Origin of the sequence: Candidatus Halobonum tyrrellensis G22 (assembly GCF_000495475.1) — an archaeon.
Lineage (GTDB): Archaea > Halobacteriota > Halobacteria > Halobacteriales > Haloferacaceae > Halobonum > Halobonum tyrrellense.
On sequence record NZ_ASGZ01000012.1, the window covers coordinates 31,507 to 58,425 of the forward strand.

Genomic DNA, 26,919 nt, shown 5'->3' on the forward strand with positions numbered 1-26,919 from the left:
TATGCCACGGTCCTCGCGCGTCCAACAGGTCCTCCTCGTCGCGTTGGCCGGCCTGCTGCTCGTGACCGGCTCCGCGTTCGCCACGACGTTCGGCTCGCAGTTGACGTGGCAACAGCGGGACGCGGTCGCCGTCTCGGCCGGCGAGTTCGCGGTCCACGAGGGCGACCCGCCGACCGTCACGGTCGAACTCGCGGTCGACAACCCCCTCGACCGGCCGGTCGAGACGACCGGCGCCGACCTCGTCGTCTACGACGGCGACCCGCCCTTCGCCGACGACGACCCCGTGTCGGTCCGGCGCAGCGCCGCGGTGCCCGCCACGACGGTCCCCGCCGGCGGCGAGCGGACGGTGACGGTCACGCTCGACCTCCCGGCGGACGGAGTCGAACGCGCCCGGACGGCCGTCGACGACGGGTCGGCGTCCGTCTCCGGGACGGTCCGGCTGGAACTGCTCGGGAGGGAGTTCGGCGTCGATGTCTGACCGCGACGCCGGCTCGGAGGTGTACGCGGCGCTCGTCCGGCCGGCGACCGCGAGCTACGGCTCGGCGCTCCAGCGTCGGACGGCCGTGGGGTTCGTCGGGCTGTTGGCCGGCCTGGTCGCCGCGATGGGGACGAGCGTCTTCCGGCTCGGCGACCTCGCGGCGCCGTGGGCGTCCGCCGAGGTGGTGGGCGTGGCGGTCGTGCTGTCGGGGGCGCTGGTGAAGCTCCTCTGTCAGAACCTCCGGACGAGCATCGTCGCGTTCGGCGTCGCGTGGGCCGGCGGCGCCGCCTTCGGTCTGGTGTTCGCCGTCGCGCCCTACTACCTGCTCGGCATCTCGACCGTCGGCGGGTGGGTGCTGCTGCCGGAACTCCGCGACGTGATCACCACCTCGCTCATGTACCAGTTCCCGCTCCAGATCGTGGGCTACCTGCTCGCGGTCGTCTACGACGGGGTCACGGCGTAGCCGCCGGCCGGTTCGACCTCGGTCGGGCCGCCCGCGCGAGACGGCTGCGGGCCGACTCGGCGACTCGGGACGCGCCGTGACGACACACCTATGCCGTCGGGACCGCTACCGCGGCGCATGCCGAAGGAGATACCGACCGAGGAGAAGTCGGTCCGCGAGCGCGGCACGTACGCCGAGCACGGCGACGACGCGACGCTCGCCTCGTACCTCTCCTCGCTGTTCTTCCTGCTGTCGGTTCCCGGGCTGGTGCTCGTCGCGTACGCGGGCTACTGGTCGGGGTGGTACGACGAGCCGACCGTCGTCCCCGTGTTCGCCGGCCTGTTCGTCGCGGCGCTCGCGGTCGCGTTCGGCGTGATGCACGTCCGGACCGGCCGGTAGGTTGCGGGTCCGACCGCGGGCGGGGAGAAAGGGCGCGCCGAGTCGAGCGGGGGTCCGTCGAGTCGCGCCGCTCAGTACCACATGTCCTCGTACTCACACTGGAGGGGTTCGGTGACCAGGTTCGTCACCAGCGCGAGCGTCACCAGCCCGACGGCGCCGTCGTACTCGTCGAGTTCGACGTCGTCGCCGCTCCACCCCGCGACACCGACGCCGAGTTGGGTGTGCCAGTCGAACACCGTGACCAGCCACTCGTCGGGGAGTTCGCGGTCGCCGGCGGCGGTCCCCTCACCTTCACCGTCGCTCCCCTCGGCGTCGGGGGCGGCCGCGTCGGCGGTCGTGAGTCGGAACAGGTACTTGAACGTGGTGTCGTCGCGCCAGCCGACGTCCGTGCCGGCCTCGAACTCGGGGAACTGCGGCGTGCCGAACAGTTGGACCAGCCGGTAGAGGGCGGTCCCGATGTCGTCGGCGGGACCGCGCGACGTGGGGTCGGGCTCCATCTCGACGTACACGTCGCTGCGCGACTCGCGGAGGTTGCGCTCGACGAGTTCCTCGCCGTCGTCGCGTCGGCGTCGGATCTCCTCGCCCGCTATCGGGACGAGCGTGAACTCCCGTAGCTCCTCGGTCGGCGGCGCGTCGGGGTGGTCCCGGATGTCGACCCCCATCGTCACTTGGCGAACGCGAGGAAGGCCCGCCAGCCACCGTAGCCGGCCGCGAGACAAGCCACGCCGGTGCCGGCGACCAGCAGCGACTGGGTGTCAGTCAACGGGAGGCCGTTGAGTCCGAGATACAGGGTGAACGCGAGCATCAGGAAGATGTACCCGAGGACCGCGCCGGTCACGGTGACCCCGAGCGACACGAGGCTGATGGGCGTCAGGAGCTGTTCGGGGACGCTCTGTCGAACCCTCATTGTCTACGTCACACACGCACGTCCCCGGGTATATATCTCCCGTTCCCGCGGCTCCGGGGCGCACCCGCCGCCGGCTCACGACTCGTCGTCGGGCCGGTCGCGCTCGGGGGTTCCGTCCGCCCGCTCGTCGTCGCCGCGCGCGTCGCCCGGCGCGCTCCCGCCGAGCGGGCTCATCGCCGGGTCGAACTCGCCGTCGTCCCCCCGTTCGTCCTCGCGCCGGGTCTCGCCGTCGACGCCCGCTCCCGCCCCGCGGTCGGCGGCGGACGGGTCGTCCCGACCCGCCGACTCGCGCTCCTCGTCGCTCCCGAGCGCGTACGCCCGGCCGACGGGCTGGCGGGTCCGATAGCCGAGGAGGATCGACGCCGCGCCGAAGACGTAGTAGAACACCATCAGCGGCGAGGTTATCGGCAGTTCCCCGGTGACGACCGTCCGGTGGAGCGCATCGCCGAACGCGAGCGCGCCCACCACGAGGAGGACCGTACTCACCAGTCGGAGAAACCGGATGGAGACCATACCGCCCGTCGGGTCGGCGCGCCCAAAAACCCCCCGCGACGCCCGCGACACTCCCAACGCCCGCGACACTCCCAACGCCCGCGACGCCTGTGACGCCGGCCGCTACCCGTCGCCCTCGTCGTCGACGACGACGACGGCGCCATCCTCGACTTCGACGTTGATCAGCGTCTTGACCTGGTAGTCGGTGTCGTCGAGCTTGTTCGGACCCGCCTTCTTGATCACCGCGACCACGTCGACCACGTCGGCGCCGATGTGGGTGAGCGCGTCGAGGATCGCCTCCATCGTCCCGCCCGTCGAGAGCACGTCGTCGAGTACGAGCACCCGGTCGCCCTCGAACACGTCGTTGATGTACATCTCCGACTCGGAGTAGCCCGTCTGCTGGGAGAGCGACACCTCGCCCTCCAGCCCGTACCCCCGCTTGCGGATCACGACCAGCGGGATGTCGGTCATCAGCGACAGCGCCGTCGAGATGTGGATCCCCATCGCCGCGGGCGTGACGATCTTGTCCACGTCCTCGATCTCCGCCTTCCGGATGATCCGGACGGCGATCTCCCGGAGCAGGTCGGGTTCGAGCATCGGGACGCCGTCGCTGATCGGGTGGACGAAGTACTGGTACTCTCCCTTCTCGATGATGGGCGCGTCGAGCAGGGACTGCCGCAGTTGGTCCATGTCGCCGGTACTTCGACCGCCCGGTAAAAGATGGCGGATCGCCGGCCGCCCGGCGGCGGCCCCTCGCCGCCCGGGCGCACGCGCTTCGGGACGCGAACCGGATCTAAAAGATAAAGTCGTCTCTCGGATCGACAGCGAGCCGCGTTTGAGCTGACGATCTCGTTACTCCCCGTGGTCGGTTTGACAACACCTAAGTCGGGGACACCCCACCCCTTCGGTGTGCTCGAAACCGTTCTCGCCGTCGTCTTTCTGCCGTTCGTGGGGGCGGCGCTCACCCCGCTCGTCTACCGAGCGTTGGGCGAGCGCACCGCCTACTACGCGGCGGCGGTCGCGGCGGTCTGTCTCGCGCTCGTCGCCCGCCTGTACGCGACGGGCGCACACGGCGTCGCCCGCGTCGAGTGGGTGCCCTCGTTGGGCGTCTCGCTCGCCTTCTACGTCGACGGGCTGGCGCTGTTGATCGCGTTTCTCGCCTCGGGGGTCGGCGTCCTCATCCTCACGTACTCGGGGGGGTACATGCACGGCGAACCCGGCCAGGCGAAGTACTACGCCACGCTGTTGGCGTTCATGGGGTCGATGCTCGGGGTCGCGCTCGCGGGCGACCTGTTCGCGCTGTTCACCTTCTGGGAGCTGACGAGCCTCTCGTCGTTCGTGCTCATCGGCCACTACACGACCGACGAGTCGTCGCAGTACGCCGCCCGCAAGTCGATGCTGATCACCGTCTCCGGCGGGCTGTTCATGCTCGTCGGCTTCCTCGCGCTCTCGTGGGCCGGCGGCACCACCCTGATCGCCGGCGACGGCTCGCTGCTCGCGAACGCCGATGCGACCGTCGAGACGCTCCGGACCGCCGGGCTGTTCCTCCCGACGCTGCTGCTCGTCGGCCTGGGGGCGGCCACCAAGTCCGCGCAGGTCCCCTTCCACGTCTGGCTGCCCAACGCGATGGAGGCGCCCACGCCCGTCTCGGCGTTCCTCCACTCGGCGACGATGGTGAAAGCCGGCGTCTATCTCGTCGGCCGGTTCCGGCCGTTCTTCCTCGCGCCGTTCGACTCCGGCGACCACGGCGAGGGGGAGGCGGCCGCCGAGGCCGCCGCCGCGGCGGCGAGCGCCCTGCCCGCGTGGACGTGGGTGCTCGTGACGCTCGGGCTACTCACGATGACCGTCACCGCGATACTCGCGGTCGGTGCGACCGACATCAAGGAACTGCTGGCGTACTCGACCGCCTCCCACCTCGGGCTGATCGTCGCCGGCTTCGGCGCGGCGAACACCTACGGCGCCGAGACCGGCGCGTTCCACATCCTCAACCACGCGTCGTTCAAGGCGACGCTGTTTCTCGTCGCCGGAATCATATCCCACGAGGCGGGAACCCGCGACATCTCCTCGCTCGGGGGGCTGCGACACGACCTCCCGGTGACGGCGGTGCTCGCGGGGCTGGCGTCGCTGTCGATGGCGGGTATCCCGCCGTTCAACGGATTCTACTCAAAGGAACTGCTGTTCGAGTCGATGTGGTATCTCGGCGAGGAGTTCGGCGGGCTGACGTGGCTGTTCCCGGCCGTTGCGGTGTTCGGCTCGGTGTTCACGTTCCTCTACTCGATCAAGTTCCTCTCGCTGTTCCTCGGCGACCGCCGGCCGTCGCTCGGCGAGGTCCACCGCCCGCCGGTCGCGATGCTCGCGCCGCCCGCGGTTCTCGGTGTCGCCGTGGCGGTCATCAGCGCGGTGCCGAACGTCGCCATCGACGCCATCGTCGGCGACGTGTACGCCAGCGCGGCCGTCGGCGAGGCCCACTCCTTCTCGGTCCACCTGCCGACCGAACTCTCGCCGTACGTGCTCATGAGCGCCATCACCATCGGGGTCGGCGCGCTGCTGTGGCCCCAGTACGACCGGATCCACGACGGGATCCGGAGCCTGCTCCGCGGGCCGGTCCGCGCCAACTGGTGGTACGACAACGGCGTCGAGGGGCTGACCGCGGGGTCGAAGTCGGTCGTCCCGCGCGTACAGACGGGGCTACTCCGGACGTACGCCGCGTGGGCGCTCGCCGGCACGGCGGCGCTCGCGCTCGGCGCGTACCTCGCCGCGGGCGTCGGTCTCCCCGCGGTGGAACTCGCGGAGGGAACGACCGTCGCCGTGGTGCTCGTGTTGGGAGTCGCGCTCGTGGGTGCGGCCGCGGTGACGGTCGCCCCCTCCCACGTCGCCGGCGTGCTCACCCTCTCCATCCTCGGGTTCATGGTCGCCATCTTCTACATCCTCGCGGACGCGCCCGACCTCGCGTTGACCCAGTTGGTGGTCGAGACGCTCGTGCTCGTCATCTTCCTCCTGGTGCTCGACAGGCTCCCGGCGTACTACGGCAGTCCCGAGCGGCTGGTCGCGGCCCGCGACGCCGTCCTCTCGGTCGCGGTCGGGGGGACGGTGTTCCTCACCGTCCTGCTCGCCACCGCGGGGTCGCCCGACAGCATCGCGACGCGGCTGGTCGAACTCGCGGGGCTACCGCCCGGCGAGCACCACGCCCCGGTGTTCTTCGACTACGGCGGCGGGGCGAACATCGTCAACGTGATTCTGGTGGACCTCAGAGCGATGGACACGATGGGGGAGATATCCGTCGTCGCCATGGCGGCGCTGTCGGTGCTCACGCTGATCCGGATGCGTAGCCGGGGGGAAGCGCGGTGAGCGGCGCCGACGCGGGAGCGGGGACCGCCGAGGACGCGCCCGACGCCGAGTCGGGGCCCAGCCTGGGCTACGAGCGCCACACCACCGTCATCGCGCGGACGGTCGTCCGGGTGACCGTCCCGATCATCCTGCTCACGGCGGTCGCGCTCCTCCTCCAGGGACACAACCAGCCCGGCGGCGGGTTCATCGGCGCGGTGTTGACCGCGACGGCGTTCGTCCTGGTGTACGTCGTCTTCGGCCAGGCGTACCTCCAGTCGGACCTGCTCGGTCTCGACACCGCCGACGACACCCACCGCGCGGTCGAGTACTACCGGTGGCTGTTCACCGCCGGACTGGTGGTGGCGCTCGCGAGCGGTCTCGTCCCGCTCGCCTTCGGCTTCCCGTTCCTCACGCAGGCGGTGGCGATGCTGGAGGGGCTGCCGCTGTACGGCCACATGGAGGTGGCCTCCGCGTTCGCATTCGACCTCGGCGTCTACTTCACCGTCGTCGGGGGGCTGCTCACGGTGCTCGGGGAGGTGGGGACCGAGTGACCCAGTGGATACTCGCGGGCGTGCTCGGCGTGCTGTTCACGCTGGGGACGTATCTCGTGCTCCGCCGCGACGTGGTGCGGGTGGTGTGGGGCGTCACCATCATCTCCCAGTCCGCGAACGTCTACCTCGTCACGATGGGGGGGCTGGCGGGCGTCGCGCCCATCGGCCGCTTCGGCGAGGAGGGCGCGGCGACCCCGACCGACCCGCTGGTGCAGGCGCTGGTGCTGACCGCCATCGTCATCGGGTTCGGGACGACCGCGCTCGCGCTCGTGCTCACCTACCGGGTGTACGAGGAGCACGGCACCATCGACGTGTACGACCTCGGGCGGGGGCTGGTCGACGGTGCCGACGACGCGGACCGGGACCGCGGCCCCGTCGAGGGGGGTGAGCGGTAGTGGCGAGTCCGGTCGTCGTCGCCCCCATCCTGGTCGCGCTCGCGACCGCCGTCCTCACGCTCGTGACCCGCTTCGACGCGCGCGCCCAGCGGGCGACGAGCGTGCTCGGCGGCGTCGCGTACTTCGCGGTCGTCGCGGTGCTGTTCGACCGCGTGGTGCTGTCGGGGCCGACGGTCGTCCCCTACTACGTCTCCAACTGGCCGGCGCCGTACGGCATCACGCTGGTCGCCGACGCGCTGTCGGCGTTCATGCTCGGGCTGGCGGCGGTCGTCGGTCTCGCGGCCGTCGTCTTCGGGTCGACGTACGTCGACGAGTTCGGTCAGCGGCTGTCGTACCACCCCCTCTTTCACTTCATGATGGCGGGCGTCTCCGGCGCGTTCCTCACGGGCGACCTGTTCAACCTGTTCGTCTGGTTCGAGGTGATGTTGATGTCGAGTTACGTGCTCGTCCTCTTCTACTCCGGCCGCGAGCACACCCGCGCCGCGCTCAACTACGTCGTGTTGAACCTGCTCGCGTCGGCTGTGATGCTCGTCGCCATCGGCGGGCTGTACGCGACGACGGGCACGCTCAACATGGCGGATATGGCCCGGCGGCTGGCCGACCCCGCGGCGTACGGCGTCGAACTCGCGCCGACGCTCGGGCTGGCGTCGCTCCTCCTGGCCGTGTTCGCGCTCAAGGCGGGCGTCGTCCCGTTCCACTTCTGGGTGCCCGCGGCCTACCGCGCGGCGCCCGCGCCCGTGACGGCGGTGCTCGCGGGCGTGGTGAAGAAGGTGGGCGTGTACGCCATCATCCGGCTGTTCTTCACGGTGTTCGCGGGCGGTGCGTACGCCAACACCGCGACGTTCGCGTACGTCGGACCCATCCTGGCGCTGATGGCGGGCGCGTCCATCGTCTACGGCGGGGTGGGCGCGGTCGGTCGCGACGACGTCGACGGGCTGTTGGCCTTCTCCAGCGTCGGGCAGGTTGGGTTCATCGTCCTGCCGCTCGGGGTGGGGATGGCCGCCCCCGACCTGACGGTGGCGTTCGCGGGCGCCGAGCGCACGCTCGCGGCGCTCGGCGTCGCGGCGGCGCTCGTGTACGCGTTCAACCACGCGCTCGCGAAGTCGCTGCTGTTTCTCGCCTCGGGGACGCTCCACGCCACGGTCGGGACGACCCGGCTCGACCGCCTGGGCGGGCTGGCCGCGCGCACGCCGCTCGTGGCGGCGTCGTTCCTGCTCGGGGGGCTGTCGCTGATCGGCGTGCCGCCGCTGGTCGGCTTCTTCGGCAAACTGCTGGTGTTCCGGACCGCGACCGAGGCGATGGCGGGCGGGACGCCCGGCGCGGGGGTGGCGCTCGCCGTCGCGCTCGGGGGGGCGGTGCTCACCATCGCGTACGTGACGCGCGCGTGGAATGCCGTCTTCTGGGGTGAACCCTCCGAGACGGTCCGGACGGTGCTCCCCGAGCGGTGGCGCGGCGTCGGTGCGGGCGGCGACGCGGCGACCGACGGCGGGACCAACGGGGGCGGAAGCGACGCCACCGACCGTGCGCTCGCGGTCCAGGTGACGACGCTGGTCGCGCTCGCGCTGTGTATCGTCGGCTTCGGCGTCGGCGTCGAGTTCGTCGTCGACGCGGCTGCACACGCCGCCCACGCCGCGACCGACACGCAGGGGTACGTCTCGGCCGTGTTCGACCCCGCCACCCAGCCCGGCGGCGAGGGGGGTGGGCACTGATGCGCCGCTGGGTCGTCAACGCGCTGACGTTCACCGTCCTCTGGCTGTTCGTCAGGGGCGTCCCGCTGTTGCCGCCGGAGACGGGACTCGTCCGTATCGCCGAGGAGGGACTGATCGGACTCGCCGTGAGCGTCCCGGTGGCGTACGGCCTCCGCAACTTCTACCGCGGGCCGCCGACCGCCCGGACGCTCCGCGTCGCGCCGTACGCCGTCCTCTACGCGTTCGCGTTCCTCAAGGAACTGCTGGTCGCCAACCTCGACGTCGCGCGCATCGTCATCGCGCCGTCGCTCCCCATCGACCCGGCGGTGGTCGAAGTGCCGCTGCGGGTCCGCTCGGACGTCGCGGTGACGACCATCGCCAACAGCATCACGCTCACGCCCGGCACCCTCACCATGGATTACGACGACGACGCCAACAGCCTCTACGTCCACAGCATCAACGGCGAAGACATCCTCGACACCATCCGCACGTGGGAGGACTACGCGCTCGTCATCTTCAACGAGGAACTGAAACCCGGCGACCCCGTCCCCGACCGGGTGGAGGCGAACGGCGACGGGGAGGGAGGTGGGACCGATGAGTAGCGCGGGTCCCGTCGTGGACGCGCTGCCGACGGTGCTGTCGGGCGCGCTCGCGCTGTCGGCGCTGTTGACGCTCGCGGTCGGCTACCGGGTGATCCGCGGCCCGACGACGCCCGACCGGGTGGTCGCGTTGGACGTCATCGGGACGAACGTCGTCGCCATCGCGCTGGTGTTCGCCGTGCTCCGCGCCACCGACTCCGGCGGGAACGGCGGCATCTTCGTCGACGTGAGCCTCGTGCTCGCCATCATCGGGTTCATCAGCACCGTCACCGTCGCTCGGTACGTCACCGAGGGGGACATCATCGAATGACCGGAGTCGACCCGGTCCTGCTCGCGGCCGCGGGCGGCGGCGCGGGACCAGTCGGACCGGTCCGCGCGGCGCTCGTCATCGCGCTGACGGTCGTGGGGCTGTTCTTCCTCACCATCGGGACGGTCGGGCTACTCCGGCTGCCGAACGTGTACAACCGCCTGCACGCCACCTCGAAGGCGACGACGCTGGGCGCGTCGGGTAACGCGCTCGCGGCGTGGGTGTACTTCGGTCCCGGCGGCAACGGGCTGAAGGCGCTCGTGACCATCGCGTTCCTGTTCCTCACGGCGCCGACCGGCGGGCACATGATCTCGCGGGCGGCCCAGCGGATGGGCGTCGAGTTCGAGGCGGGCGTCACCTGGCCGGGGACGACGGGGTCGCGGCCGGACGACCCCGCGGACGACGACTGACGGGGTGGCCGGGTCACAACTCGGCGGCCAACTCCTCGGCCACGCGGACCCCGAGTCCGAGTTTCGACCCCTCGTACTCGGCGACGGAGTCGGCGCGGACCACGAGCGCCCGCGTCCCCGCCTCGCCCATCACGCCCGCGTCGTTGCCGACGACGAACGCCAGTCCCGCGCGGTCGAGCGTCGCCCGCGCGCGGTCGACGAGCGCGTCGTCGTCGCCCTCGCTTTCGGCTTTGAACCCGACCATCGCGAGGTCGGGGTACGCCTCGCGGACGGTGTCGAGCAGTTTCGGGGTGGGTTCGAGTTCGAGCGTCAGCGACTCCGCGCCCGACCGGATCTTCTCGTCGCTCGCCGCGACCGTGTAGTCCGATATCGCCGCGGCCGACACCAGCGCGTCGGCGCCCGCGCAGGCGTCGACGGCGGCGTCGGTCATCTCGGCGGCCGACTCCACCCGCCGGCCGTCGGCGTACGGCACGTCGGGCCCGTCGTGGAGTAGCGTCACGTCCGCGCCCGCGGCGCGACACGCGCGGGCGACCGCCCGGCCCGTCCGGCCCGACGCCCGGTTGGTCAACACGCGTATCGGGTCGACCCGCTCGCTCGTCGCGCCCGACGTGACGACCACCCGCCGCCCGTCCAGGGGGCAATCACCCGCCGCGCGCGCCGTCTCCGTCACGATGGCCCCCTCGGAGGCGACCTTGGCCTTCCCCTCCTCGATCCGCGGGTCGACGAAGCGGACGCCCCACGACTCCACCCGGTCGAACGCGTCCGACACGCCGGGGTGGTCGTACATCGGCTCGTGCATCGCCGGCGCGACTACGACCGGCACGCCCGCCCCGAGCGCGGTGGTCGCGCAGGTCGTCACGGGCGTGTCGTCGACGGCGGCGGCGACCTTCCCCACCGTGTTCGCGGTGGCGGGCGCGAGCAACAGCACGTCCGCCCAGCCGTCGCGGCCGCACAGTTCGACGTGTTCGACCCGGCCGGTGAGTTCGGTCACCACGTCGTGGTCGGTCGCGAACTCGACCGCCCACGGGTGGACGATACCGCGGGCGGCGTCGGTCATCACCGCGCGGACGGACGCGCCGCGCCGCCGGAGTTCGTGGGCCAACTCGACGGTCGTGACCGCCGCGATACTGCCCGAGACGCCGAGCGCGACGTTCGCGCCCGCGAGGAGGTCGCTCATGCCCGGAGTTTGCGGGGGAACGTGGTAAAAGTGAACCCCGGCGTCGCCACCGCCGTCCGCCGCCGCCCGGCGACGGGCGGGTCGCGGTCGACCGCCGCCGGGTCGCCGCTCAGTCGTCGTTCCCCGAGACGACCGTCTCGGCCTGTCGGGCGCGCGCCCGCTCGACGAACTCCTCGGGGAGCGACTCGATCTCGCCCGCCTGGACGCCCCAGAGCTTGGCGTACAGGCCGTCCTCCGCGAGCAGGTCGTCGTGGGTGCCGCGTTCGACCACCTCGCCGTCCTCCAACACGATGATCCCGTCGGCGTCACGCACGGTCGACAGCCGGTGGGCGATGATGAACGTGGTGCGGTCGGCGGCCAGGGTGTCGAGCGACCGCTGGATCAGCATCTCCGTCTCCGTGTCGACCGACGACGTGGCCTCGTCGAGCACGAGGATCTCGGGGTCCTGGAGGACGGTCCGCGCGATGGAGAGCCGCTGGCGCTGGCCGCCCGACAGCTTCACGCCGCGCTCGCCGATCTGGGTGTCGTAGCCGTCGGGGAGGTTGGTGATGAACTCGTGCGCCTCGGCGGCGCGGGCGGCGTCGTGGACCGCCTCGTCGCTCGCGTCGAACCGGCCGTAGCGGACGTTCTCCGCGACCGAGCCGTCGAACAGGTAGGTGTCCTGCGAGACGTAGCCGATCGACCGCCGGAGGCTGCGGGCGGTCACGTCGCGCACGTCGTGGCCGTCGACGCGGACCGCCCCGTCGCTGACGTCGTACAGCCGGAGGAGCAACTTCAACAGCGTCGACTTCCCCGCGCCCGTCGGGCCGACGAGCGCGAGCGTGTTCCCGGGTTCGACCTCGAAGTTCACGTCCCGGATCACCGTCTCGGCGTCGCCCTCGACGCCCGCCGCGGCGTCCGTGCTCTCGGCGTACCGGAAGCTCACGCCGTCGTACTCGACGCGTCCGTCCACGTCGTCGAGTTCCACGGCGTCGGGCTCGTCGGTGACCCGCCGGGGGATGTCCTGTAACCCGAACACGCGCTCGCAGGAGGCTTTCGCGTTCTCGTACTGCGAGACGATGTTCGACACCTCCGCGAGCGGCGTGACGAACCGCTGGGAGAGCAGGATGAACGTGACGAACGCGCCAGCGGTCAACTCTCCCGAGAGCGGCCCCGGCGCGGCGCCGGTGATGAGCCAGAGACCGCCGACGACGAACGTGACGCCGAACGAGACGCCAGCGAGCAGTTCCATCCCCGGCCGGTAGACGTAGTTGAGCCGGAGCATCGCCAGCGTCTTCCGGAAGTAGTCGTAGGAGGTGTCCTCGACCCGTTCGGTCTCGTACGTCTCCGTGCCGGTGGTCTTGACCAGTTCCATCCCGCCGACCGCGTTCTCCAGCCGGGTGTTGAGGTCGGCCACCGCCTCCCGTTGGGCGACGTACCGCGGCTCGACCGTCTTCATGAACCAGTAGGTGAACGCCACCATCACCGGGACGGCGACGAGCGTGACGAACGCGAGTTGGGCGTTCTCCAAGAAGAGGACGACGCCGATGCCGAGCAGCATCACGCCGATGCGGACGGAGTTCTGGAGCGCGTCGTCGAGGAAGCGTTCGAGGTTGGTGGCGTCGTTGTTGAGCACCGACATCACCTCGCCCGTCTGCTTGTCGTCGAAGAACCACATGTCCAGATCCTGCATCTTCGTGTACGAGTCGGTCCGGACCGCGTGCATCACGCGGTGGGCGAAGTTGTTGGCGGAGACGCCGTACACCCACGTGAGCACCGCGGTGACGAGGAACGACGCCACGATCAGCCCGACGGAGAACCAGAACTGTTCGATGTCGGGTGCGTTCGTCGGGAGGAGGCTCGCGGGGACCAGCGGCAGTTCGTACGCCTCGTCGCCGTCGAGCGCGCTGTCGATGGCCGCCCCGAGCACCACCGCCGGGAGCAGACTCGACACCCGGGCGACGACGTTGCCGACCATCCCGACCACCAGCCACGGCCACTCGTCGAGACCGTACTCCGTGAACAGCCGGTAGAGCGGCCGGTCGACCCGGTCGCGGTAGACGTCGAAGACGCTCTCCTCGTCGGCACTCATTCGTTACGATTCGAAACACGACGCGCGACCTTATGTTCCCCGGCTCGACGGGCGCGGACGCCCGGCGAACGGCACCGTCGGCCGGGAGGGCGGCCCCCGAGCGACCGGGGACTCGACGGACGACGCGAGCCACCAGTCGACCGACGCGCCCCCGACGCTACCACCGGCGATAACCGGACGGACGGACTTATCGACGGTCTCCCGCGAGGGGCGACCGTGGTCGAACTCCTGTCGGTCCGGTCGGGTGTGGCGCTGCTGCTGTGGGGGCTGCTCGTCGTCTACGGGCTGTCGGCGCTCTGGTGGCTCGTCGAGACCACCGTACTCGCCCGCGGGTGGCGGGCGGGCGACGAGGAGGCGTGGGGGCTCGACGAGGTGCAGGTCCGCGTGCTGACGGTCGACGCCGAGGCGGTGGTGCAGGGCACCGTCGACGCGATTCCCGACGGCGTCGCGGACGTTCGTGTGGTCGCCGAACGCGGGGTCGACGTCGACGGCGCGACGGTCCACGTCGTCCCCGACGCGTTCGACTGCCGGGCGACGAACAAGGGCCGGGCGGTCGAGTGGGCGCGCCGGCACGTCGACTGCGATAGGGAGTACGTCCTCTACCTCGACGAGGACACCGTCGTCACCGAGTTCACGGGCCTGCCGGACGCCGACGTCGTGCAGTTCACCGAGAAGCCCATCTACACCGGGTCGCGGCTGGCGTACCTCTGTGAGGTGTTCCGGGTCGGCTACCAGTTCGAGCAGTTCGGCTTCCACCGCCTGCGCTACCCGCTGTACGCGTGGGGCGGCGGGTTCGCGGTTCGACACGACGTCGAGTCGGAACTCGGGTGGGACCGACGGACGCTCACCGAGGACACCAACTTCCTCTGGTACGCCGCGTCGGTCCGAGACGTCGACTACCGCCTCCTGGACAAGCGGTTCCGCAACCAAGCGCCTCCCTCGATCCGGGCGATGCTCCGGCAGCGACGGCGGTGGATGTCGGGGACCGTCGCCGACGACCACCTCCTCCCGCTCCGGTACCGGCCGCTGTACGCTACGCGGGTCGTCGCGTGGGCGTTCTCCCCGTTCGTGCCGGTGCTCGTCGCCGCGTCGCTGCTCGCGCTCGACGCCCCGTCGCTCGCGTTCGGCGCCTTCGGCGCGTTCGACGCCCCGTCGAGCGCCACGGCGTACGGGCTCCTCTCGACGGCGCTGCTCGGGATGCTGTTCGTCTACATGCTCCTCGGCGTCCGCGCCTACCGGAAGAGTCCGCTTCTGTGGCCGCTGTTTCTCACACTCACGCCGGTCGCCGTGGTCGCACACTCCGCGGGGTCGCTGTGGGGAATCTTGCGCCCGGTCGAGGAGTTCGAGGTGACCGAGAAGGTTCCCCCCGAGACGGTCGAGGCGGTCAACCCCGGCCTCGCGACCGGCGACCTCAGCGACCACGACGGCACCGAACGGCTGGTGCGCGAGTCGGCCGACGGCGTCCATCCGACCGCGTTCGAGGACTGACGCCGACCGCGCCATCGGCACCTCAGCCGGCCGTAGCGGCCGCGCCGGCGGCGCTCGACCGCCGCGGTCAGAACTCGCCGGTGACGATGTCGGCGACGCGCTGGCGGTCGAACAGTTCCTCCTCGACGCCGTACAGTTGGCTGGCGCCCCGTTCGGTCAAGACGAGATTCGAGATGGGACCCTGGTACAGCGGTCCGCCGCGGTACACGTCGCCCTCCTCGACGGCGGTGAGCGAACTCGCCACCTCGTGGTTCCGCATGAACTCGACGACCGTGTCGTCGAACTCCTCGGCGGTCTGGGCCTCGTGACCGCGGAGCAACAGCACGTCCGGGTCGATCTCCAGGAGGGTCTCGTAGTCGACCTCGCCGCGGTTGGCGTGGAAGTCGCGCACGTCCGTGTTCGCGAGCGCGTCGTCGACCTGCAGGTCGCGCCACTGCTTGAAGCTCGTCCCGTCGCCGACCAGGTACGGCGAGAACGTCTCCGGTTCGTCGCCGCTCGCCCACATGACCGCCACGCCGGGCCGCGCGCCCTCGTCGGGGACGACGTCCGAGACGCGGGTGAGGAACTCGTCGTGGAGCGCGCTGAACGCCTCGTAGCGCTCGGTCTCCTGGAACATCTCGGCCACCTTCTCGAACGCCTCGTACAGCGTGTAGTACTGGTAGTCCTCGTGCCAGGCGTAGCCCGTCGAGAAGATGCTGTTGCCGTAGAAGGGGCCGACGTTCTCGACGATCTCGTCGATGTCGGACTGCTCCCACGACCCCCGGTTCATGAGGAAGTTGGGGTCCATCACGTGGACGTCGGCGTCCATCTCGTAGAACCGCTCCTTGTCGACGCCGCTGTCGCCCCACAGCTGTTGGAGCGCCTCCTGGTCGACACTCACGTCGGGGATGTCGTCGTAGTACTGGGTGTGCCACCGGCTGGGGAGCCAGACACCGAGCGGCTGGTCGCGTCCGAGCGCGACACCCATGTCGCCCCAACTGCCGTTGTTCGCCACCCAGACCTCCGGCACCGACTCGAACGTCACGTCGCCGACCGGCTCCATCGACACCGTGTAGCTGCCGGACGCCGCGTCCGTCTCCGACGCCTCGGTCTCGGTCGAAGTGTCGGTCGCCGTGTCGGTCCCCGTGGCCGCGGTCGACGCCGCGCCGCCGTCGCCCGCGTCGGTCGTCGTCCCGTCGCCGCCGGCACACCCGGCCAGCGCAGCCACCAGTCCGGCGCTCGCGCCGAGGAACCGCCGTCGGTTCGGTGCGTGGTCCATACGGATTGGGCTAGCCTAAACCGACAAAAGGCCATCGGAGTTTAGGCGAGCCGAACGATACGGCGGCGGCCCGGAACGCTTACCCGATTCGCCCCGGACCCGCCCGCATGGACCGACTCGTCGTCTCGACCGACGTGTACGCCGACCCGGAGACGGTGTACGAGTTCCTCCTGGAGTTCCCCCGCTACGAGCGCTACTCGGAGTACCTCGACTCGGTCGAACGGACCGGCGGCGACGGCGGCGCGGGGAGCCGGTACGCGATGCGCTTCTCGTGGTGGAAGCTCACCTACACCGCCCACTCGGAGGTGACCGACGTCGACCCGCCCTACCGGATCGACTGGCGGGTCGTGAAGGACATCGACGCCCACGGCGCGTGGCAGATCGACCCCCTCGATTCGCTCCCCGCGGACGCGCCCGCCGACGCCGAATCGGGGTGTGAGGTGCGGTTCGAGGTGCAGTTCGACGCCGAGTCGGCCGACGCCTCCGCGGTGTCGCTGCCCGCGATGGTGTCGTTCGGCTGGGTGCTCGACAAGGTCACGCCGCTGGTGCGCGAGGAGGCCGAGCGGGTCGTGAAACGCGCGGTCCGCGACCTGGAGGGGCGCGACCGGCCGGTCAGGCTCGACGTCGACACGAACTCCGCGGAGCTCTGAGCGCGGCGCGGCCGATGGACCCGCTTATCCCGCCGCCGGCCGACCCCCGACCGTGAACGTGTTCGTCGCCGGGGGGACGGGGTTCGTCGGCCGGTCGCTGTGTGCGGTGCTGGCCGACCGCGGCCACGCCGTCACCGCGGCGTCGCGGTCGCCCGACCCGAGCGGACTCCCGCCGGGCGTCGACACCGCCGCCGTCGACGTGACCGACCCGGACCACCTCTCGGACGCGGTGGCGGGCCACGACGCGGTCGTCAACCTGGTGGCGCTCCCCTCGCACGTCCAGCCGCGCGGTCGGAGCCACGACGCCGTCCACCGCGGGGGGACGCGCAACCTCGTCCGCGCCTGCGGGGAGCGCGGCGTCGACCGGTTCGTCCAGATCAGCGGGCTGGGCGTCGACGGCGGCGCCCACACCGCCTACTTCGCGGCCAAGCGCCGCGCGGAGCGGCTGGTCCGGCGCTCCGACCTCGAGTGGGTGGTGTACCGCCCGTCGGTCGTCTTCGGCGACGGCTGTGCGATCCTCCCGTTCGTCCGGTCGGTCGTCCCGCCGGGGGTCGCGTTCCTCCCCGGCGGCGGCGACGCGATGCGGCTCCAGCCGCTGTGGGTCGGCGACCTCGCACCGATGCTCGCCGACGGCGTGACCGACGCCCGCCACGTCGGCCGGGTGTACCGCTTGGGCGGGCCGGAGGTGCTCACGCTCGCGGAACTCGCGCGGCTGGTCCGGCGCGTCCGTCTCGTCGTGCCGGTGCCGCTCCCGGCCGCCGCCGTCGCGTTCGGCGCGGCCGAACTGCTCCCGTGGGTCCCGTTCGGTCTCGACCAGTACCGCGTCCTCCGACTCGACAACACCGTCGCCGACAACGACGTCGGCGCGTTCGGCGTCGACGAGGCGGCGATGCTCCGCCTGCGCGAGTACCTCCGGCGGTAGGCGCCGACCGCCGGCCGGAGACGCCGACGCTCCGGTCGTCGGCACCGAACAGTAATGGCGGACCGGCGTGTACGCGGGCACATCACTCACCCTACATCCGCGGTTCGGCGGTGGCGACGGTGACGGGGCTGTTCGAGCGCGCGCTCGGCGACGACTGGGACGACCTCCACCCGGCGATCCGCGAGCGGTACGGCCTCACCGCGGGCGACGGCCGGACCGCCGTCGGCCGCGGCGTGATGGACCGGGTCGACCGGAACCCCCTCGCGCTGCCGGCGCTGTGGCTCGGGACGCTCGACGACTTCCTCTTCCCCGAGGCCGGGACCCACGTCCCCTTCACCGTCGCCGCCGAGGCGTTCGTCGACGACGCGGGCCGGGAGGCGCTGTTCCTCCGCCGGCGGTTCGACACCGACCCGCCGCGGGAGTTCGTCGACACCCTCCGGTGGAACCCCGAGCGGGGCTGTCTCGCCGACTACTTCGGCCACCACGGCGCGGTCGTCGCCGACGTCCACCTCGGCGTCGAGGGCGACGCGCTCGCGCTCCGGGTCGGCGACCAGTGGCTCCGCGCCGGCGACCGGTTCCTCCCGCTCCCCGGCCTCCTCTCGGCGCGCGGCACCCTCCGCGACCGGTACGACGACGACGCCGACGAGTTCCGGGTCGAAGCGGAGATAACCACCCCGATTTTGGCCCCGGTCGGTCCGGTCTTCGGCTACCGCGGCCGGTTCGAAAACGAGTTCCGCGCGACCGGGGACGACCGGGTCGGGTCGTCGCTCGGCGGGGTTCCCCTTCCCGGGACCGACGGGTGAGCGGGCGGGCCGCACGGGGATCCGGAATCCTGATACGCCCCGCTCGACTCGTACGTCCATGACCGAGGTGACGCCGCCGTGCGCGTCCTGATCATCGGGGCGGGGCAGGTCGGCGAGTCCATCGCCGCGGACCTCGACGACAGCCACGACGTGGTGATCGTCGAGTCCGACCCGAGCCGGTGTGAGGAGTTGACCTACCGGCTGGACGTGCTGACCGTCAGCGGCGACGGCACCGCCATCTCGACGCTCGAGGAGGCGGGCATCCACGAGGCCGACATGGTGATCGCGACGACCGACGACGACGAGACCAACATCGTCGCGTGTTCGACCGCGAAGGCGACCTGTCAGGCGTTCACCATCGCGCGCATCAAGAACACCGAGTTCCTCAACACCTGGCAGCGGTCGGGCACCGCCTTCGGCATCGACTTCATGGTGTGTACGAACCTCCTCACCGCGGAGTCCATCGTTCGCTTGATCGGCCTGCCGGCCGCCCGCGACGTCGACCCGTTCGCGGACGGTCGCGTCCAGATGGCCGAGTTCGAGGTGGGCGAGGACAGCCCCATCGCCGACCAGACCGTGAGCGAGGCCGACCGGTTCGACTCGCTGACGTTCGCGGCGCTGTTGCGCGACGACGACGTGGTGATCCCGCGCGGGGAGACCCCAATCGACGTCGGCGACCGCGTGGTCGTGATCGGCAGCCCCGAGAGCGTCCGCGAGTTCGCCGCCGACGTCGCCCCCCACGAGCACGTCGGCACCAACGAGGAGGTGGTGGTCGTCGGCGGCAGCGAGATCGGCTACCACACCGCCCGCCTGCTGGAGGAGCGCGGGTTCGACCCCCGACTGGTCGAGCGCGACCCCGACCGCGCCCGCTCGCTCGCGGAGGAACTCCCCGGGACGGTCGTGATGGAGTCGGACGCGACCGACGTGGGCTTTCTCGAACGCGAACACGTCGGCGAGGCGGACGTGCTGGTGGCGGCGCTCGACTCCGACGAGAAGAACCTGCTGTCGTGTCTGCTCGCCAAGCGGCTGGGCGTCGAGCGCACCGTCGCGGTCGTCGACCAGACCGCCTACGTCGACCTGTTCGAGACGGTCGGCATCGACATCGGCGTCAGCCCGCGGGCGGTCGTCGCCGAGGAGATAACCCGCTTTACACGCGAGGGCCGCGCCGAGAACGTCGCGATCATCGAGTCCGACCGCGCGGAGGTGATCGAAATCGAGATCGACGCCGACAGCGCGCTCGCGAACCGCTCCATCCAGGAGTCGATCGCCGACCTGCCCGAGGGGCTGGTCATCGGCGCGATCACCCGCGGCGACAGCCTGGTCGTCCCCCGCGGGGAGACGGTCGTCGAACCCGGTGACCGCGTCGTCGTGTTCGCCGACGCCGACGTCGCCGACGAGGTCACCCCGCGTCTGTGAGCCCGTGAGCCGGCCCGACGGACCGCGGACCGACCGGAGGAGAACGGCAGGTTCAAACCGCCGCCCGCGCCCGTTCCGGGCGTGAACGTCCGCGTCGACTACCGCGCCAGCCTGAGCCTGGTCGGCACCGTCGTTCGGTACCTCTCGGTCCCGCTGTTCGCGCCGCTGGTCGTCTCGCTGTACTACGGCGAGACGGTCGCGCCGTTCGTCGTCGCCGTCCTGCTCGCGGTGGTGGTCGGGGGCGGACTCGAACGGCTCGACCCTGACCCGGATCTGGGCGCCCGAGAGGGGTTTCTCATGGTCGCTCTCACCTGGTTGGCGGTCGCGTGCGTCGGCGCGGTCCCGTACCTGATCGAGGCGTACGGCGTCCCCGGCGTGGCGCCGGCCGCGCGGCCGGGGTCGTCGCTCGCCCGCCCCGCGAACGCGCTGTTCGAGTCGATGTCGGGGTTCACCACGACCGGCGCGACGGTCGTCGGCGACATCTCGTTCGACGGCCACACCCGCGGGGTGCTGCTGTGGCGACAGCTCACCCAGTGGCTCGGCGGGATGGGGATCGTCGTCCTCGCCGTCGCCATCCTCCCCGAACTCTCCGTCGGGGGTGCACAGCTCATGGACGCGGAGGCGCCCGGCCCGGGCATCGAGAAACTCACCCCGCGGATCGCCGAGACCGCCCGGGTGCTGTGGGGGGCGTACGTCGGGTTCACCGCCCTGGAGATCACCCTGCTGTACGGGATGCACGTCGTCGGGCCGGCGGTCGGACTGCCGGGACTGGCGCCGAATATGACGCTGTACAACGCGGTCGCACACGGGTTGACGACGATGCCGACCGGGGGGTTCTCCCCGGAGGCGCGGAGCATCGAGGCGTTCTCCGCGGCGGTCCAGTGGGTGATCATCCCGTTCATGGTCGCGGCGGGCACCAACTTCGCGCTGTTCTGGCACGCGCTCACGGGCGACCCCCGTCGGCTGTGGCGCGACGGGGAGTTCCGCTTCTACCTGGGCGTGATGGCGGCGCTCACCGCGGTGCTCGCGACGCTGTTGGTCTCGGGGAGCGGCTTCGTCGACGCCGCGCCCGCCGGGGGGACGTACGACGCGGAGTACCTCCGGACGTGGTCCGAGCGCGTCGGCGGCAGCCTGGAGCCGGCGGTGCGGCACGCGCTGTTTCAGGTGGTGTCGATCGTGACGACGACTGGGTACGCGAGCACCGACTTCAACGCGTGGAGTCAGGCGTCCCAGTACGCCCTACTGTTCGCGATGTTCGTCGGCGGGTCGGCGGGGTCGACCGGCGGCGCGGTGAAGATGGTGCGCTGGCTGGTCATCGTGAAGGCGATCCGGCGAGAACTGTTCACGACCGGCCACCCGCAGGCGGTCCGGCCGGTGCGGCTCAACGGCCGGGCGGTCGACGAGCGGGCGGTGCGCGGCATCTTCGCGTTCACCCTGCTGTACGTCGTGCTGTTCTTCGTCGGCGCGTTCCTCCTCCTGTTGGACGGCGCGCGCGTCGGCGGCGAGCAGTCCGTCTACGAGGTGATGAGCGCCGCCGCCTCGACGCTCGGCAACGTCGGTCCCGGGTTCGGCGTCGTCGGCCCGATGGGGAGCTACCGGTCCTTCTCGGCGGCGGGGAAGCTGCTGATGGTGGTGTTGATGTGGCTCGGCCGGCTGGAGATCCTCCCGGTGCTCGTCTGTCTCACGCCGGAGTACTGGCGGCGCTGACACGTTCCGCGTCCCCGGCCGCTCCGGGGCGACAACCCTTTGTTCGTCCGAGCGAACTCACCGGCCGATGGAGGCGCTGGGGGGTGGAGTCGACTGATCGCGTTCTCCGACGTCGGGGGGGACCTGGTGGTGCGCGACGACATCGAGGACGCCGTCCTCCGACTCGACGCCGACGGGCCGCGCGCGTCGGCGTCCGCCGACGCGTTCACCTTCCCGGTCGAGTCGGCGTGCCGCGTGCGGACCGACCGGGTGGCGTTCTACCAGTCGTTCGTGCTCTGCGTCCACGAGGGGGGTGACCTCGTCGAGACGACGGCGCCCGACGAGACGGTCGACCTCGGCCCGGGCACGTACGAGTTCCAGGTCACCGCCGCGCCGATGAAGCTCTACCTCCGCGCGGAGGGGCCGCTCCGGGTGGTCGACGACGGCCGGCGGACCGAACTGTCGTTCGACGGCGACCGCGACGTCTCTGTCGGCGCGCGGTCGTTCCACATCCGGCCGGCGGGCACCGTCACCGTCCCCGAGACGCCGCGGGGGCTGATGCGCGCGGTGTCGACGTTCGGGTCGGCGCTCGCGACCACCTCGCCCGAGCGGTCGTTCCCCACCCTCCGCGGGCACCCGCCGCTGGTCGCGTTCGGCGACGAGGTGGCGGTCCCCGAGTTCGCCGAGCCACCCGACACCGGCGTCGAGGTGGTCGTCCCCGACCGCTGGAACGACGTGTACACGGTCGCGACGCTCGCGTACTACCTCGGCGCGACCGTGGTTCCGGGCGACGAGCCGGCGGTGTGCGCCGCCGGGCGGTCGTACCCGCTCGACGCCGACCCGCTGTTCGAGTCGGTCCAGCGGCTGCTCGAACACGCGTTCCTGCTCGACTGTGTCGTCCGGACCGAGGGCTTTTACGACGTCGACCTCCACGAACGGGCGGCCGTCGAGCGCCGGGTCGACATCGACCCCGAGCGGCTGTACGACCTGCCGCTCGACGAACGGCTGGCGGCGTACTTCGACGTGCCGGTCGACCCGCTGTCGGACTTAGTGGGGTGGCACCTGACGGCCGACGTGGAGCCAACCCCCGAGAGCGCCGAACTCCTCCCGTTCGTGGTCAACGACATGGCGTCGGTCCGCGACCCGTCGACGGTCGACCACGGCGACTCCGCGGCGGGCGACGACTCGATCGAGTCGTTCTTCCGCGCGGGGTCGGACGCCGACGGCGGCGCGGGCGCGAACGAACGCGTCGTCTCGCCCGCGCGGACGGACACCTCCGGACACGTCTGGGTCGGCGACGGCTACCCAACCGGCGCGTCCAAACCGACGGTCGACGCCTACCGCCACCGCCTCGACCAGCGGGCGTCCGACTCGGCCGTCATCGACGTGACCGTGGTCTGTAACGAGGCGTCGATGCGCGAGGAGACCGAACGGCTGTACGGCTTCCGCGACCACCTGGAGTTCGACATCGACGTCGAACTCGACCGCTCGACCGACGAGTTGCGCGCGCTACTCGCGGAGGAGCACGACCTGTTCCACTTCGTCGGCCACGTCGACCCCGAGGGGATGAAGTGCCCCGACGGCCACCTCGACCTCCACACGCTGGAGTCGACCGGGGCGAAGGCGTTCTTCCTCAACGCGTGTTCGTCGTACGACCAGGGGATGCAACTCGTCCGCGCGGGCGCCATCGGCGGGCTGGTGACGACCAGCGACGTGGGCAACATCATGGCGACCAACGTCGGGCGGACGATGGCGCGGCTACTCGACTACGGGTTCGACCTCCACGGCGTCCTCGACGTGGCCAAGCGGGTCCACGTCGTCGGCGGGTCGTACTCGGTGGTGGGCGACGCCGGGGTGACGCTGTGTCAGGCCAACAGCGGGACGCCGACGGCCCTCGTCGTGAACACGCACGACCAACCCGCTCCCGACGTAGTCGAGTTCGACCACGCCGTGTACACCACTCGGAACTTCGGGGTCGGGAGCCTCCTCGCCGACTGGTTCGAGGAGGACGGCACCCAGTACGTCGTCGGCGGGGTCACGCCGCACCACCGGGTCTCTCGGGAACAGTTCGAGGAGGTCTCCGAAGGACGACGGTACCCGCTTCTCGTCGATTTAGAACTCCGCTGGTCGGACGAACTCGACTTCGACTCGCTGTGATTACGGGCCGTTGTTGGCGCTGGCGATCGCCGCCGCGTTACTCGCGCTCGCGAGTAGCATGCACATCGTGAACACGATACCGCAGGCCTTCGGGTGCTCCGCGAGGTACGCCTTGATGGGGTTGTCTGACATCGCATTCGTTTCAGAGTAGCATAGGAAGAAAGTTACACGCCTCCTACGCCGACCCGGGCCGCGAGGTACGTACGTACTACCTCGTTGCCGGATCGAGACCGTCCGAGTTCACAGTGGATGGGGTCGGTACGCACGTCGACGACCGACCGGGAGAGGATCGCCCTACGGCGCCGGGGTAGGGAGCGGTATCGACTGCCTGACCGGTAAGAAACCGGTACCTACGGGCGTGCGGTTACGGGTCCATCCCGAACAGCAGCGACCGGAGGAAGACGAGCACCGGGATGATCTCCAGCCGGCCGACCCACATGTTGAGCAGGAACATCCCCTCCGCGAGCGACGGCATCCCGGGGCCGGTGATCCCCGTCGAGAGCCCGACGTTCCCCTGTGCGGACGCGACTTCGAACAGCACGTCGGCGTACGTGAACCCCGGACCCGCGAGGTCGACGAGCACGAGCGACGCCGCCCCGAGCACGCCCAGCCACAGCAGGGTCACGATCGACGCCTCGGCGAACTCCCGGTCCATCTCCTCGCGGTCGAGCGTCCGGCCGCCGAACCGTACGTTCACGACGGCGTTCCCGGGGAGGAACACCCGACCGATCTGCCAGCGGATCCCCCGACCGACGGTGTACGCGCGGACGATCTTGATCCCGCCGACGGTCGACCCGGCGGCGCCGCCGATCACCATCGCGCCCGAGACGATCACCTTCCCGCCCGCGCTCCAGTCGCCGATCGGCGCCGACTGGAAGCCGGTACACGACAGCGCGCTCACGAACTGGAAGGCGGAGTCGCGGAACGCGTCGGCGCGGGCCGCACCGACGACGGGGCCGAGACCCAGCCACCCGGTCGGAGTGAACGCGTCCGCGGCCGTCGCGACGGTGGCGGCGTTCTGCGCCGCGAGCACGGCCGTCCCGACCGCGAACAGGGTGAACAGCCACCGGGTCTGGAGGTCCTCGTACAGCGACGAGAGGTCCCGCTCGCGGAGGACGACGTAGTGGACCGGGAACGCGATCGCCCCCAGCGCCATCACGGGGAGGAGCACCCCCTCGATCAGCGGCGAGTCGTACGTCGCGATCGAGTTGTCGGTCACGGAGAACCCGCCGGTCGACAGCCCGGTCATGGCGTGGTTGAGCGCCTGCCAACCCACCTCCCAGAGCGGCAGTCGCGAGCCGTAGTCGCTGAGCGAGATCGCGACGAACAGCACCGCCACCGACAGCGCGGTGTAGCCGAGGAAGATCTTCCACACCGTCCGGACCGTCGAAATCACGCTCGGGTGGATGCGCTCCTCGCGGGCCTCGCCGCGGTAGAGCGCGTAGCTCCCGCTCCCCGGCCGGGCGAGGATGGAGACGGTGAGCACGATCACGCCGACGCCGCCGACCCACTGGATGAACGACCGCCACCACTGGAACGCGTGCGGCAGCGACGGCTCGTGGATCGCCATCGTGAGCCCCGACCCGGTCCACCCGGACATCGACTCGAACAGCGCGTGTAGCGGGTTCCGGAAGTAGACCAGCGACGACTGCGAGGTGACGCCTCCGACCGTCGCCGCCTCCCAATCGGCGCCCGCCGGCACGAACGTCGCCATCACCTCGGCGGGGGTGAGATACGCGGCGAAGAGGAACGGGAGCGCGCCGAACATCGCGGTCGTGAGCCAGCCAGCCGCGGCGATCACCATCCCGTGTTTCATCTCGGGGTTGGACGCGTCGGCGAACCGCCGCCGCACGCCGAAGCCGACGGCGACCGTGAGCCCGCCCGCGAGCAGGAACGCCAGCGCCGGATACCACTCGCGGAAGGCGAGCGCGACGGCGGCCGAGCCCGTCATCATCGTCGCCTGCATCACCAGGAGCGACCCGACGTCGCGCGCGACGGTCGCGGCGTGACTCGTCACTCTAGCGAGACGTGACCCGCGGACCATCGACGCGGGATCACTCCCCGCCGTCGGCGTGGCTGTCGAGTCGGTGGGGTACCTCGCCCGCCGCGTGGTCCTCGTAGTGGCCGAACACGTCGGTCACCTCGGGGGTCGCCCCCTGCCCGCAGTAGACGGTACAGAGATCGCCCGCCTCCATCCGCGTCGACCCCCGCGGGGTTATGGGGTCGTTCGCGCCGGACCGTTCGATGGCGACCACGAGCAGGTCCCGACCGATCAGCCCCTCGTCGGTCGCCTCCTGTATCGTCTTGCCGGCGATGGGGGCCTCGTCGCCGATCCGGATCTCGAACACCTCGGCGTGCTCGCCGATCCGCATGAAGTCGACGATCGAGGGGCGCTTGACCGCGCGGTAGAGGTACTCCGCGATCAGCCGCTGGGGGTTCTCCATCGTGTTCACACCGATCCGGCGGAACAGGCCCATGTGCTCCTCGTCGTGGACCACCGAGACGATGTTGGGCACGTCGAGTTCCTGTGCGAGCAGACAGACCATCACGTTGGTCGCGTCGTGGTCGGTCGTCGAGATCAGCGCGTCCGCCCGGTCGGCGCCGGCGTCCTCCAACACCTCCTTGGAGGTGGCGTCGTCGTTGACCACGAGACAGTCGAACCTGCCGGCCGCCCGCTCGGCCTTCTCCGGGTCGCGTTCGATGACGACCACCTCGTTACCCCCGACGGTCGCCATCTCGGTCAGGGGGGTGCCGATGTTGCCTCCCCCGACGATGACCAGGTACATGTAATCGGGGTCGAACGTGCGCACTCGAAAAACTACCGTTCCGCCGACGACGAGGCGACGCGGCGGTCGCGTGGGGACGACGCGGTAGTCGCGTGGGGACGACGCGACGGCCGTACGGCCGACGCCCTCCCGACGCTACTCCTCGACCGCGCTCGCGGCGCGGATCACGGTCTCCTCGCCGAACGCCGGCCCGACGAACTGCATCCCGACCGGTAGCCCCGCGCTCTCGCCCGCGGGCACCGAGACGGCGGGGAGGTTGGCGAGGTTGACCGGCACCGTGTTGGCGTCCATCAGGTACAACGACAGCGGGTCGTCGAGGCTCTCGCCGCGTTCGGGCGGCAAAACGGGCATCGTGGGCGTCGCGAGCACGTCCGCCGACTCGAACGCGCCCTCGAAGTCGCGTTTCACCCACGCGCGGGCGTCCTGCGCCTTCTTGTAGTACTTGTCGTGATAGCCCGCAGACAGCGCGTACGTCCCGAGGAGCACCCGGCGTTTGACCTCCGCGCCGAA

28 protein-coding genes are annotated in these 26,919 nt (G+C 70.9%); 17 read left to right on the forward strand and 11 right to left on the reverse strand.

Annotated elements, in window-relative coordinates; genetic code table 11:
* The first annotated feature begins 1 nt into the window (after position 1).
* The 3 genes from K933_RS04120 (at position 2) to K933_RS04130 (ending at position 1,319) form a co-directional block, all read left to right on the forward strand.
* On the forward strand, positions 2–478 hold the full coding sequence (locus tag K933_RS04120) for a hypothetical protein (protein ID WP_023393429.1): 477 nt from the start codon (positions 2–4) through the stop codon (positions 476–478).
* Positions 471–941, forward strand: coding sequence for a hypothetical protein (locus K933_RS04125; RefSeq protein ID WP_023393430.1), 471 nt, complete (start codon positions 471–473; stop codon positions 939–941). The genes K933_RS04120 and K933_RS04125 overlap by 8 nt, the downstream gene beginning before the upstream one ends.
* 117 nt (positions 942–1,058) lie before the next feature.
* Positions 1,059–1,319 carry a hypothetical protein gene (locus tag K933_RS04130; RefSeq protein WP_023393431.1) on the forward strand — a complete coding sequence of 87 codons (261 nt, stop codon included), beginning with the start codon at positions 1,059–1,061 and terminating at the stop codon, positions 1,317–1,319.
* A 71-nt stretch (positions 1,320–1,390) separates the two neighbouring features.
* On the opposite strand, the gene K933_RS04135 is transcribed toward K933_RS04130, so the two are convergent.
* From K933_RS04135 to hpt, 4 genes are all read right to left on the reverse strand, one after another.
* Positions 1,391–1,981 (reverse strand): hypothetical protein, encoded by a 591-nt coding sequence (locus tag K933_RS04135; RefSeq protein WP_049947580.1) that lies wholly within the window; start codon positions 1,979–1,981, stop codon positions 1,391–1,393.
* A 2-nt stretch (positions 1,982–1,983) separates the two neighbouring features.
* The gene (locus K933_RS04140) at positions 1,984–2,226 is read right to left on the reverse strand and encodes a hypothetical protein (RefSeq protein WP_023393433.1); all 243 of its coding nucleotides are present in this window, start codon (positions 2,224–2,226) and stop codon (positions 1,984–1,986) included.
* Between the two features lie 75 nt (positions 2,227–2,301).
* Complete coding sequence (locus K933_RS04145) at positions 2,302–2,739, reverse strand: hypothetical protein (RefSeq protein ID WP_023393434.1); 438 nt, start codon at positions 2,737–2,739, stop codon at positions 2,302–2,304.
* Between the two features lie 102 nt (positions 2,740–2,841).
* Positions 2,842–3,408 carry a hypoxanthine/guanine phosphoribosyltransferase gene (hpt, locus tag K933_RS04150; protein WP_023393435.1) on the reverse strand — a complete coding sequence of 189 codons (567 nt, stop codon included), beginning with the start codon at positions 3,406–3,408 and terminating at the stop codon, positions 2,842–2,844.
* A gap of 219 nt (positions 3,409–3,627) precedes the next feature.
* Here hpt and mbhE point away from each other — a divergent pair, with 219 nt between their 5' ends.
* The 7 genes from mbhE (at position 3,628) to mnhG (ending at position 9,995) form a co-directional block, all read left to right on the forward strand.
* Positions 3,628–6,066, forward strand: coding sequence for a hydrogen gas-evolving membrane-bound hydrogenase subunit E (mbhE, locus tag K933_RS04155; protein WP_023393436.1), 2,439 nt, complete (start codon positions 3,628–3,630; stop codon positions 6,064–6,066).
* Positions 6,067–6,128: 62 nt separating this feature from the next.
* The gene (locus tag K933_RS04160) at positions 6,129–6,596 is read left to right on the forward strand and encodes an MnhB domain-containing protein (RefSeq protein ID WP_049947587.1); all 468 of its coding nucleotides are present in this window, start codon (positions 6,129–6,131) and stop codon (positions 6,594–6,596) included.
* Complete coding sequence (locus K933_RS04165; RefSeq protein WP_023393438.1) at positions 6,593–6,991, forward strand: sodium:proton antiporter; 399 nt, start codon at positions 6,593–6,595, stop codon at positions 6,989–6,991. Before K933_RS04160 ends, K933_RS04165 begins: the two co-directional genes overlap by 4 nt.
* Entirely contained in the window at positions 6,991–8,700 is a 1,710-nt protein-coding gene (locus K933_RS04170) for a complex I subunit 5 family protein (protein ID WP_023393439.1), read from the forward strand. Before K933_RS04165 ends, K933_RS04170 begins: the two co-directional genes overlap by 1 nt.
* Entirely contained in the window at positions 8,697–9,281 is a 585-nt protein-coding gene (locus K933_RS04175; protein WP_200862283.1) for a Na+/H+ antiporter subunit E, read from the forward strand. Before K933_RS04170 ends, K933_RS04175 begins: the two co-directional genes overlap by 4 nt.
* Positions 9,274–9,588 (forward strand): monovalent cation/H+ antiporter complex subunit F, encoded by a 315-nt coding sequence (locus K933_RS04180; protein ID WP_023393441.1) that lies wholly within the window; start codon positions 9,274–9,276, stop codon positions 9,586–9,588. The genes K933_RS04175 and K933_RS04180 overlap by 8 nt, the downstream gene beginning before the upstream one ends.
* Entirely contained in the window at positions 9,585–9,995 is a 411-nt protein-coding gene (gene mnhG / locus K933_RS04185) for a monovalent cation/H(+) antiporter subunit G (protein ID WP_023393442.1), read from the forward strand. The genes K933_RS04180 and mnhG overlap by 4 nt, the downstream gene beginning before the upstream one ends.
* A 13-nt stretch (positions 9,996–10,008) precedes the next feature.
* On the opposite strand, the gene coaBC is transcribed toward mnhG, so the two are convergent.
* Both coaBC and K933_RS04195 read right to left on the reverse strand, forming a co-directional pair.
* Positions 10,009–11,172, reverse strand: a complete 1,164-nt coding sequence (gene coaBC, locus K933_RS04190; protein WP_023393443.1) for a bifunctional phosphopantothenoylcysteine decarboxylase/phosphopantothenate--cysteine ligase CoaBC — start codon at positions 11,170–11,172, stop codon at positions 10,009–10,011.
* A gap of 109 nt (positions 11,173–11,281) precedes the next feature.
* A complete protein-coding gene (locus tag K933_RS04195) occupies positions 11,282–13,243 on the reverse strand; it encodes an ABC transporter ATP-binding protein (RefSeq protein ID WP_023393444.1) in 1,962 nt (653 codons plus the stop codon).
* A gap of 216 nt (positions 13,244–13,459) precedes the next feature.
* Between K933_RS04195 and K933_RS04200 the strand changes: the two genes are divergently transcribed.
* Entirely contained in the window at positions 13,460–14,731 is a 1,272-nt protein-coding gene (locus K933_RS04200) for a glycosyltransferase (protein WP_023393445.1), read from the forward strand.
* A 67-nt stretch (positions 14,732–14,798) separates the two neighbouring features.
* On the opposite strand, the gene K933_RS04205 is transcribed toward K933_RS04200, so the two are convergent.
* Entirely contained in the window at positions 14,799–15,989 is a 1,191-nt protein-coding gene (locus K933_RS04205; protein WP_023393446.1) for an ABC transporter substrate-binding protein, read from the reverse strand.
* A gap of 107 nt (positions 15,990–16,096) precedes the next feature.
* On the opposite strand from K933_RS04205, the gene K933_RS04210 reads away from it, so the two are divergent.
* From K933_RS04210 to K933_RS04235, 6 genes are all read left to right on the forward strand, one after another.
* On the forward strand, positions 16,097–16,639 hold the full coding sequence (locus K933_RS04210) for an SRPBCC family protein (protein ID WP_023393447.1): 543 nt from the start codon (positions 16,097–16,099) through the stop codon (positions 16,637–16,639).
* A gap of 52 nt (positions 16,640–16,691) precedes the next feature.
* Positions 16,692–17,561 carry an SDR family oxidoreductase gene (locus K933_RS04215; protein WP_023393448.1) on the forward strand — a complete coding sequence of 290 codons (870 nt, stop codon included), beginning with the start codon at positions 16,692–16,694 and terminating at the stop codon, positions 17,559–17,561.
* A gap of 110 nt (positions 17,562–17,671) precedes the next feature.
* Positions 17,672–18,364: a DUF4166 domain-containing protein gene (locus K933_RS04220; RefSeq protein ID WP_023393449.1), complete on the forward strand. Its 693-nt coding sequence runs from the start codon at positions 17,672–17,674 to the stop codon at positions 18,362–18,364.
* A gap of 78 nt (positions 18,365–18,442) precedes the next feature.
* Positions 18,443–19,780: a Trk system potassium transporter TrkA gene (trkA, locus tag K933_RS04225; protein ID WP_023393450.1), complete on the forward strand. Its 1,338-nt coding sequence runs from the start codon at positions 18,443–18,445 to the stop codon at positions 19,778–19,780.
* A gap of 81 nt (positions 19,781–19,861) precedes the next feature.
* The gene (locus K933_RS04230; RefSeq protein WP_023393451.1) at positions 19,862–21,487 is read left to right on the forward strand and encodes a TrkH family potassium uptake protein; all 1,626 of its coding nucleotides are present in this window, start codon (positions 19,862–19,864) and stop codon (positions 21,485–21,487) included.
* Between the two features lie 129 nt (positions 21,488–21,616).
* Complete coding sequence (locus K933_RS04235; protein WP_023393452.1) at positions 21,617–23,623, forward strand: hypothetical protein; 2,007 nt, start codon at positions 21,617–21,619, stop codon at positions 23,621–23,623.
* Here the strand turns inward: K933_RS04235 and K933_RS19185 are convergent, their stop codons facing one another.
* From K933_RS19185 to K933_RS04250, 4 genes are all read right to left on the reverse strand, one after another.
* Entirely contained in the window at positions 23,624–23,755 is a 132-nt protein-coding gene (locus tag K933_RS19185) for a DUF7503 family protein (protein WP_268744619.1), read from the reverse strand.
* Between the two features lie 232 nt (positions 23,756–23,987).
* A complete protein-coding gene (locus tag K933_RS04240; RefSeq protein ID WP_049947581.1) occupies positions 23,988–25,667 on the reverse strand; it encodes a TrkH family potassium uptake protein in 1,680 nt (559 codons plus the stop codon).
* A 10-nt stretch (positions 25,668–25,677) separates the two neighbouring features.
* On the reverse strand, positions 25,678–26,409 hold the full coding sequence (locus K933_RS04245) for a potassium channel family protein (RefSeq protein ID WP_049947582.1): 732 nt from the start codon (positions 26,407–26,409) through the stop codon (positions 25,678–25,680).
* A 135-nt stretch (positions 26,410–26,544) separates the two neighbouring features.
* A partial coding sequence (locus tag K933_RS04250) for an amidase family protein (RefSeq protein ID WP_023393455.1) occupies positions 26,545–26,919 on the reverse strand: 375 nt, incomplete at its 5' end.

Excerpts from the sequence above, each read along its gene's own strand:
- K933_RS04120 (WP_023393429.1), top strand. The coding sequence starts at position 2 with ATGCCACGGTCCTCGCGCGTCCAACAGGTCCTCCTCGTCGCGTTGGCC.
- K933_RS04125 (WP_023393430.1), top strand. The coding sequence starts at position 471 with ATGTCTGACCGCGACGCCGGCTCGGAGGTGTACGCGGCGCTCGTCCGG.
- K933_RS04130 (WP_023393431.1), top strand. The coding sequence starts at position 1,059 with ATGCCGAAGGAGATACCGACCGAGGAGAAGTCGGTCCGCGAGCGCGGC.
- K933_RS04135 (WP_049947580.1), bottom strand. The coding sequence starts at position 1,981 with ATGGGGGTCGACATCCGGGACCACCCCGACGCGCCGCCGACCGAGGAG.
- K933_RS04140 (WP_023393433.1), bottom strand. The coding sequence starts at position 2,226 with ATGAGGGTTCGACAGAGCGTCCCCGAACAGCTCCTGACGCCCATCAGC.
- K933_RS04145 (WP_023393434.1), bottom strand. The coding sequence starts at position 2,739 with ATGGTCTCCATCCGGTTTCTCCGACTGGTGAGTACGGTCCTCCTCGTG.
- hpt (WP_023393435.1), bottom strand. The coding sequence starts at position 3,408 with ATGGACCAACTGCGGCAGTCCCTGCTCGACGCGCCCATCATCGAGAAG.
- K933_RS04180 (WP_023393441.1), top strand. The coding sequence starts at position 9,274 with ATGAGTAGCGCGGGTCCCGTCGTGGACGCGCTGCCGACGGTGCTGTCG.
- mnhG (WP_023393442.1), top strand. The coding sequence starts at position 9,585 with ATGACCGGAGTCGACCCGGTCCTGCTCGCGGCCGCGGGCGGCGGCGCG.
- coaBC (WP_023393443.1), bottom strand. The coding sequence starts at position 11,172 with ATGAGCGACCTCCTCGCGGGCGCGAACGTCGCGCTCGGCGTCTCGGGC.
- K933_RS04195 (WP_023393444.1), bottom strand. The coding sequence starts at position 13,243 with ATGAGTGCCGACGAGGAGAGCGTCTTCGACGTCTACCGCGACCGGGTC.
- K933_RS04205 (WP_023393446.1), bottom strand. The coding sequence starts at position 15,989 with ATGGACCACGCACCGAACCGACGGCGGTTCCTCGGCGCGAGCGCCGGA.
- K933_RS04210 (WP_023393447.1), top strand. The coding sequence starts at position 16,097 with ATGGACCGACTCGTCGTCTCGACCGACGTGTACGCCGACCCGGAGACG.
- K933_RS19185 (WP_268744619.1), bottom strand. The coding sequence starts at position 23,755 with ATGTCAGACAACCCCATCAAGGCGTACCTCGCGGAGCACCCGAAGGCC.
- K933_RS04240 (WP_049947581.1), bottom strand. The coding sequence starts at position 25,667 with ATGGTCCGCGGGTCACGTCTCGCTAGAGTGACGAGTCACGCCGCGACC.
- K933_RS04245 (WP_049947582.1), bottom strand. The coding sequence starts at position 26,409 with ATGTACCTGGTCATCGTCGGGGGAGGCAACATCGGCACCCCCCTGACC.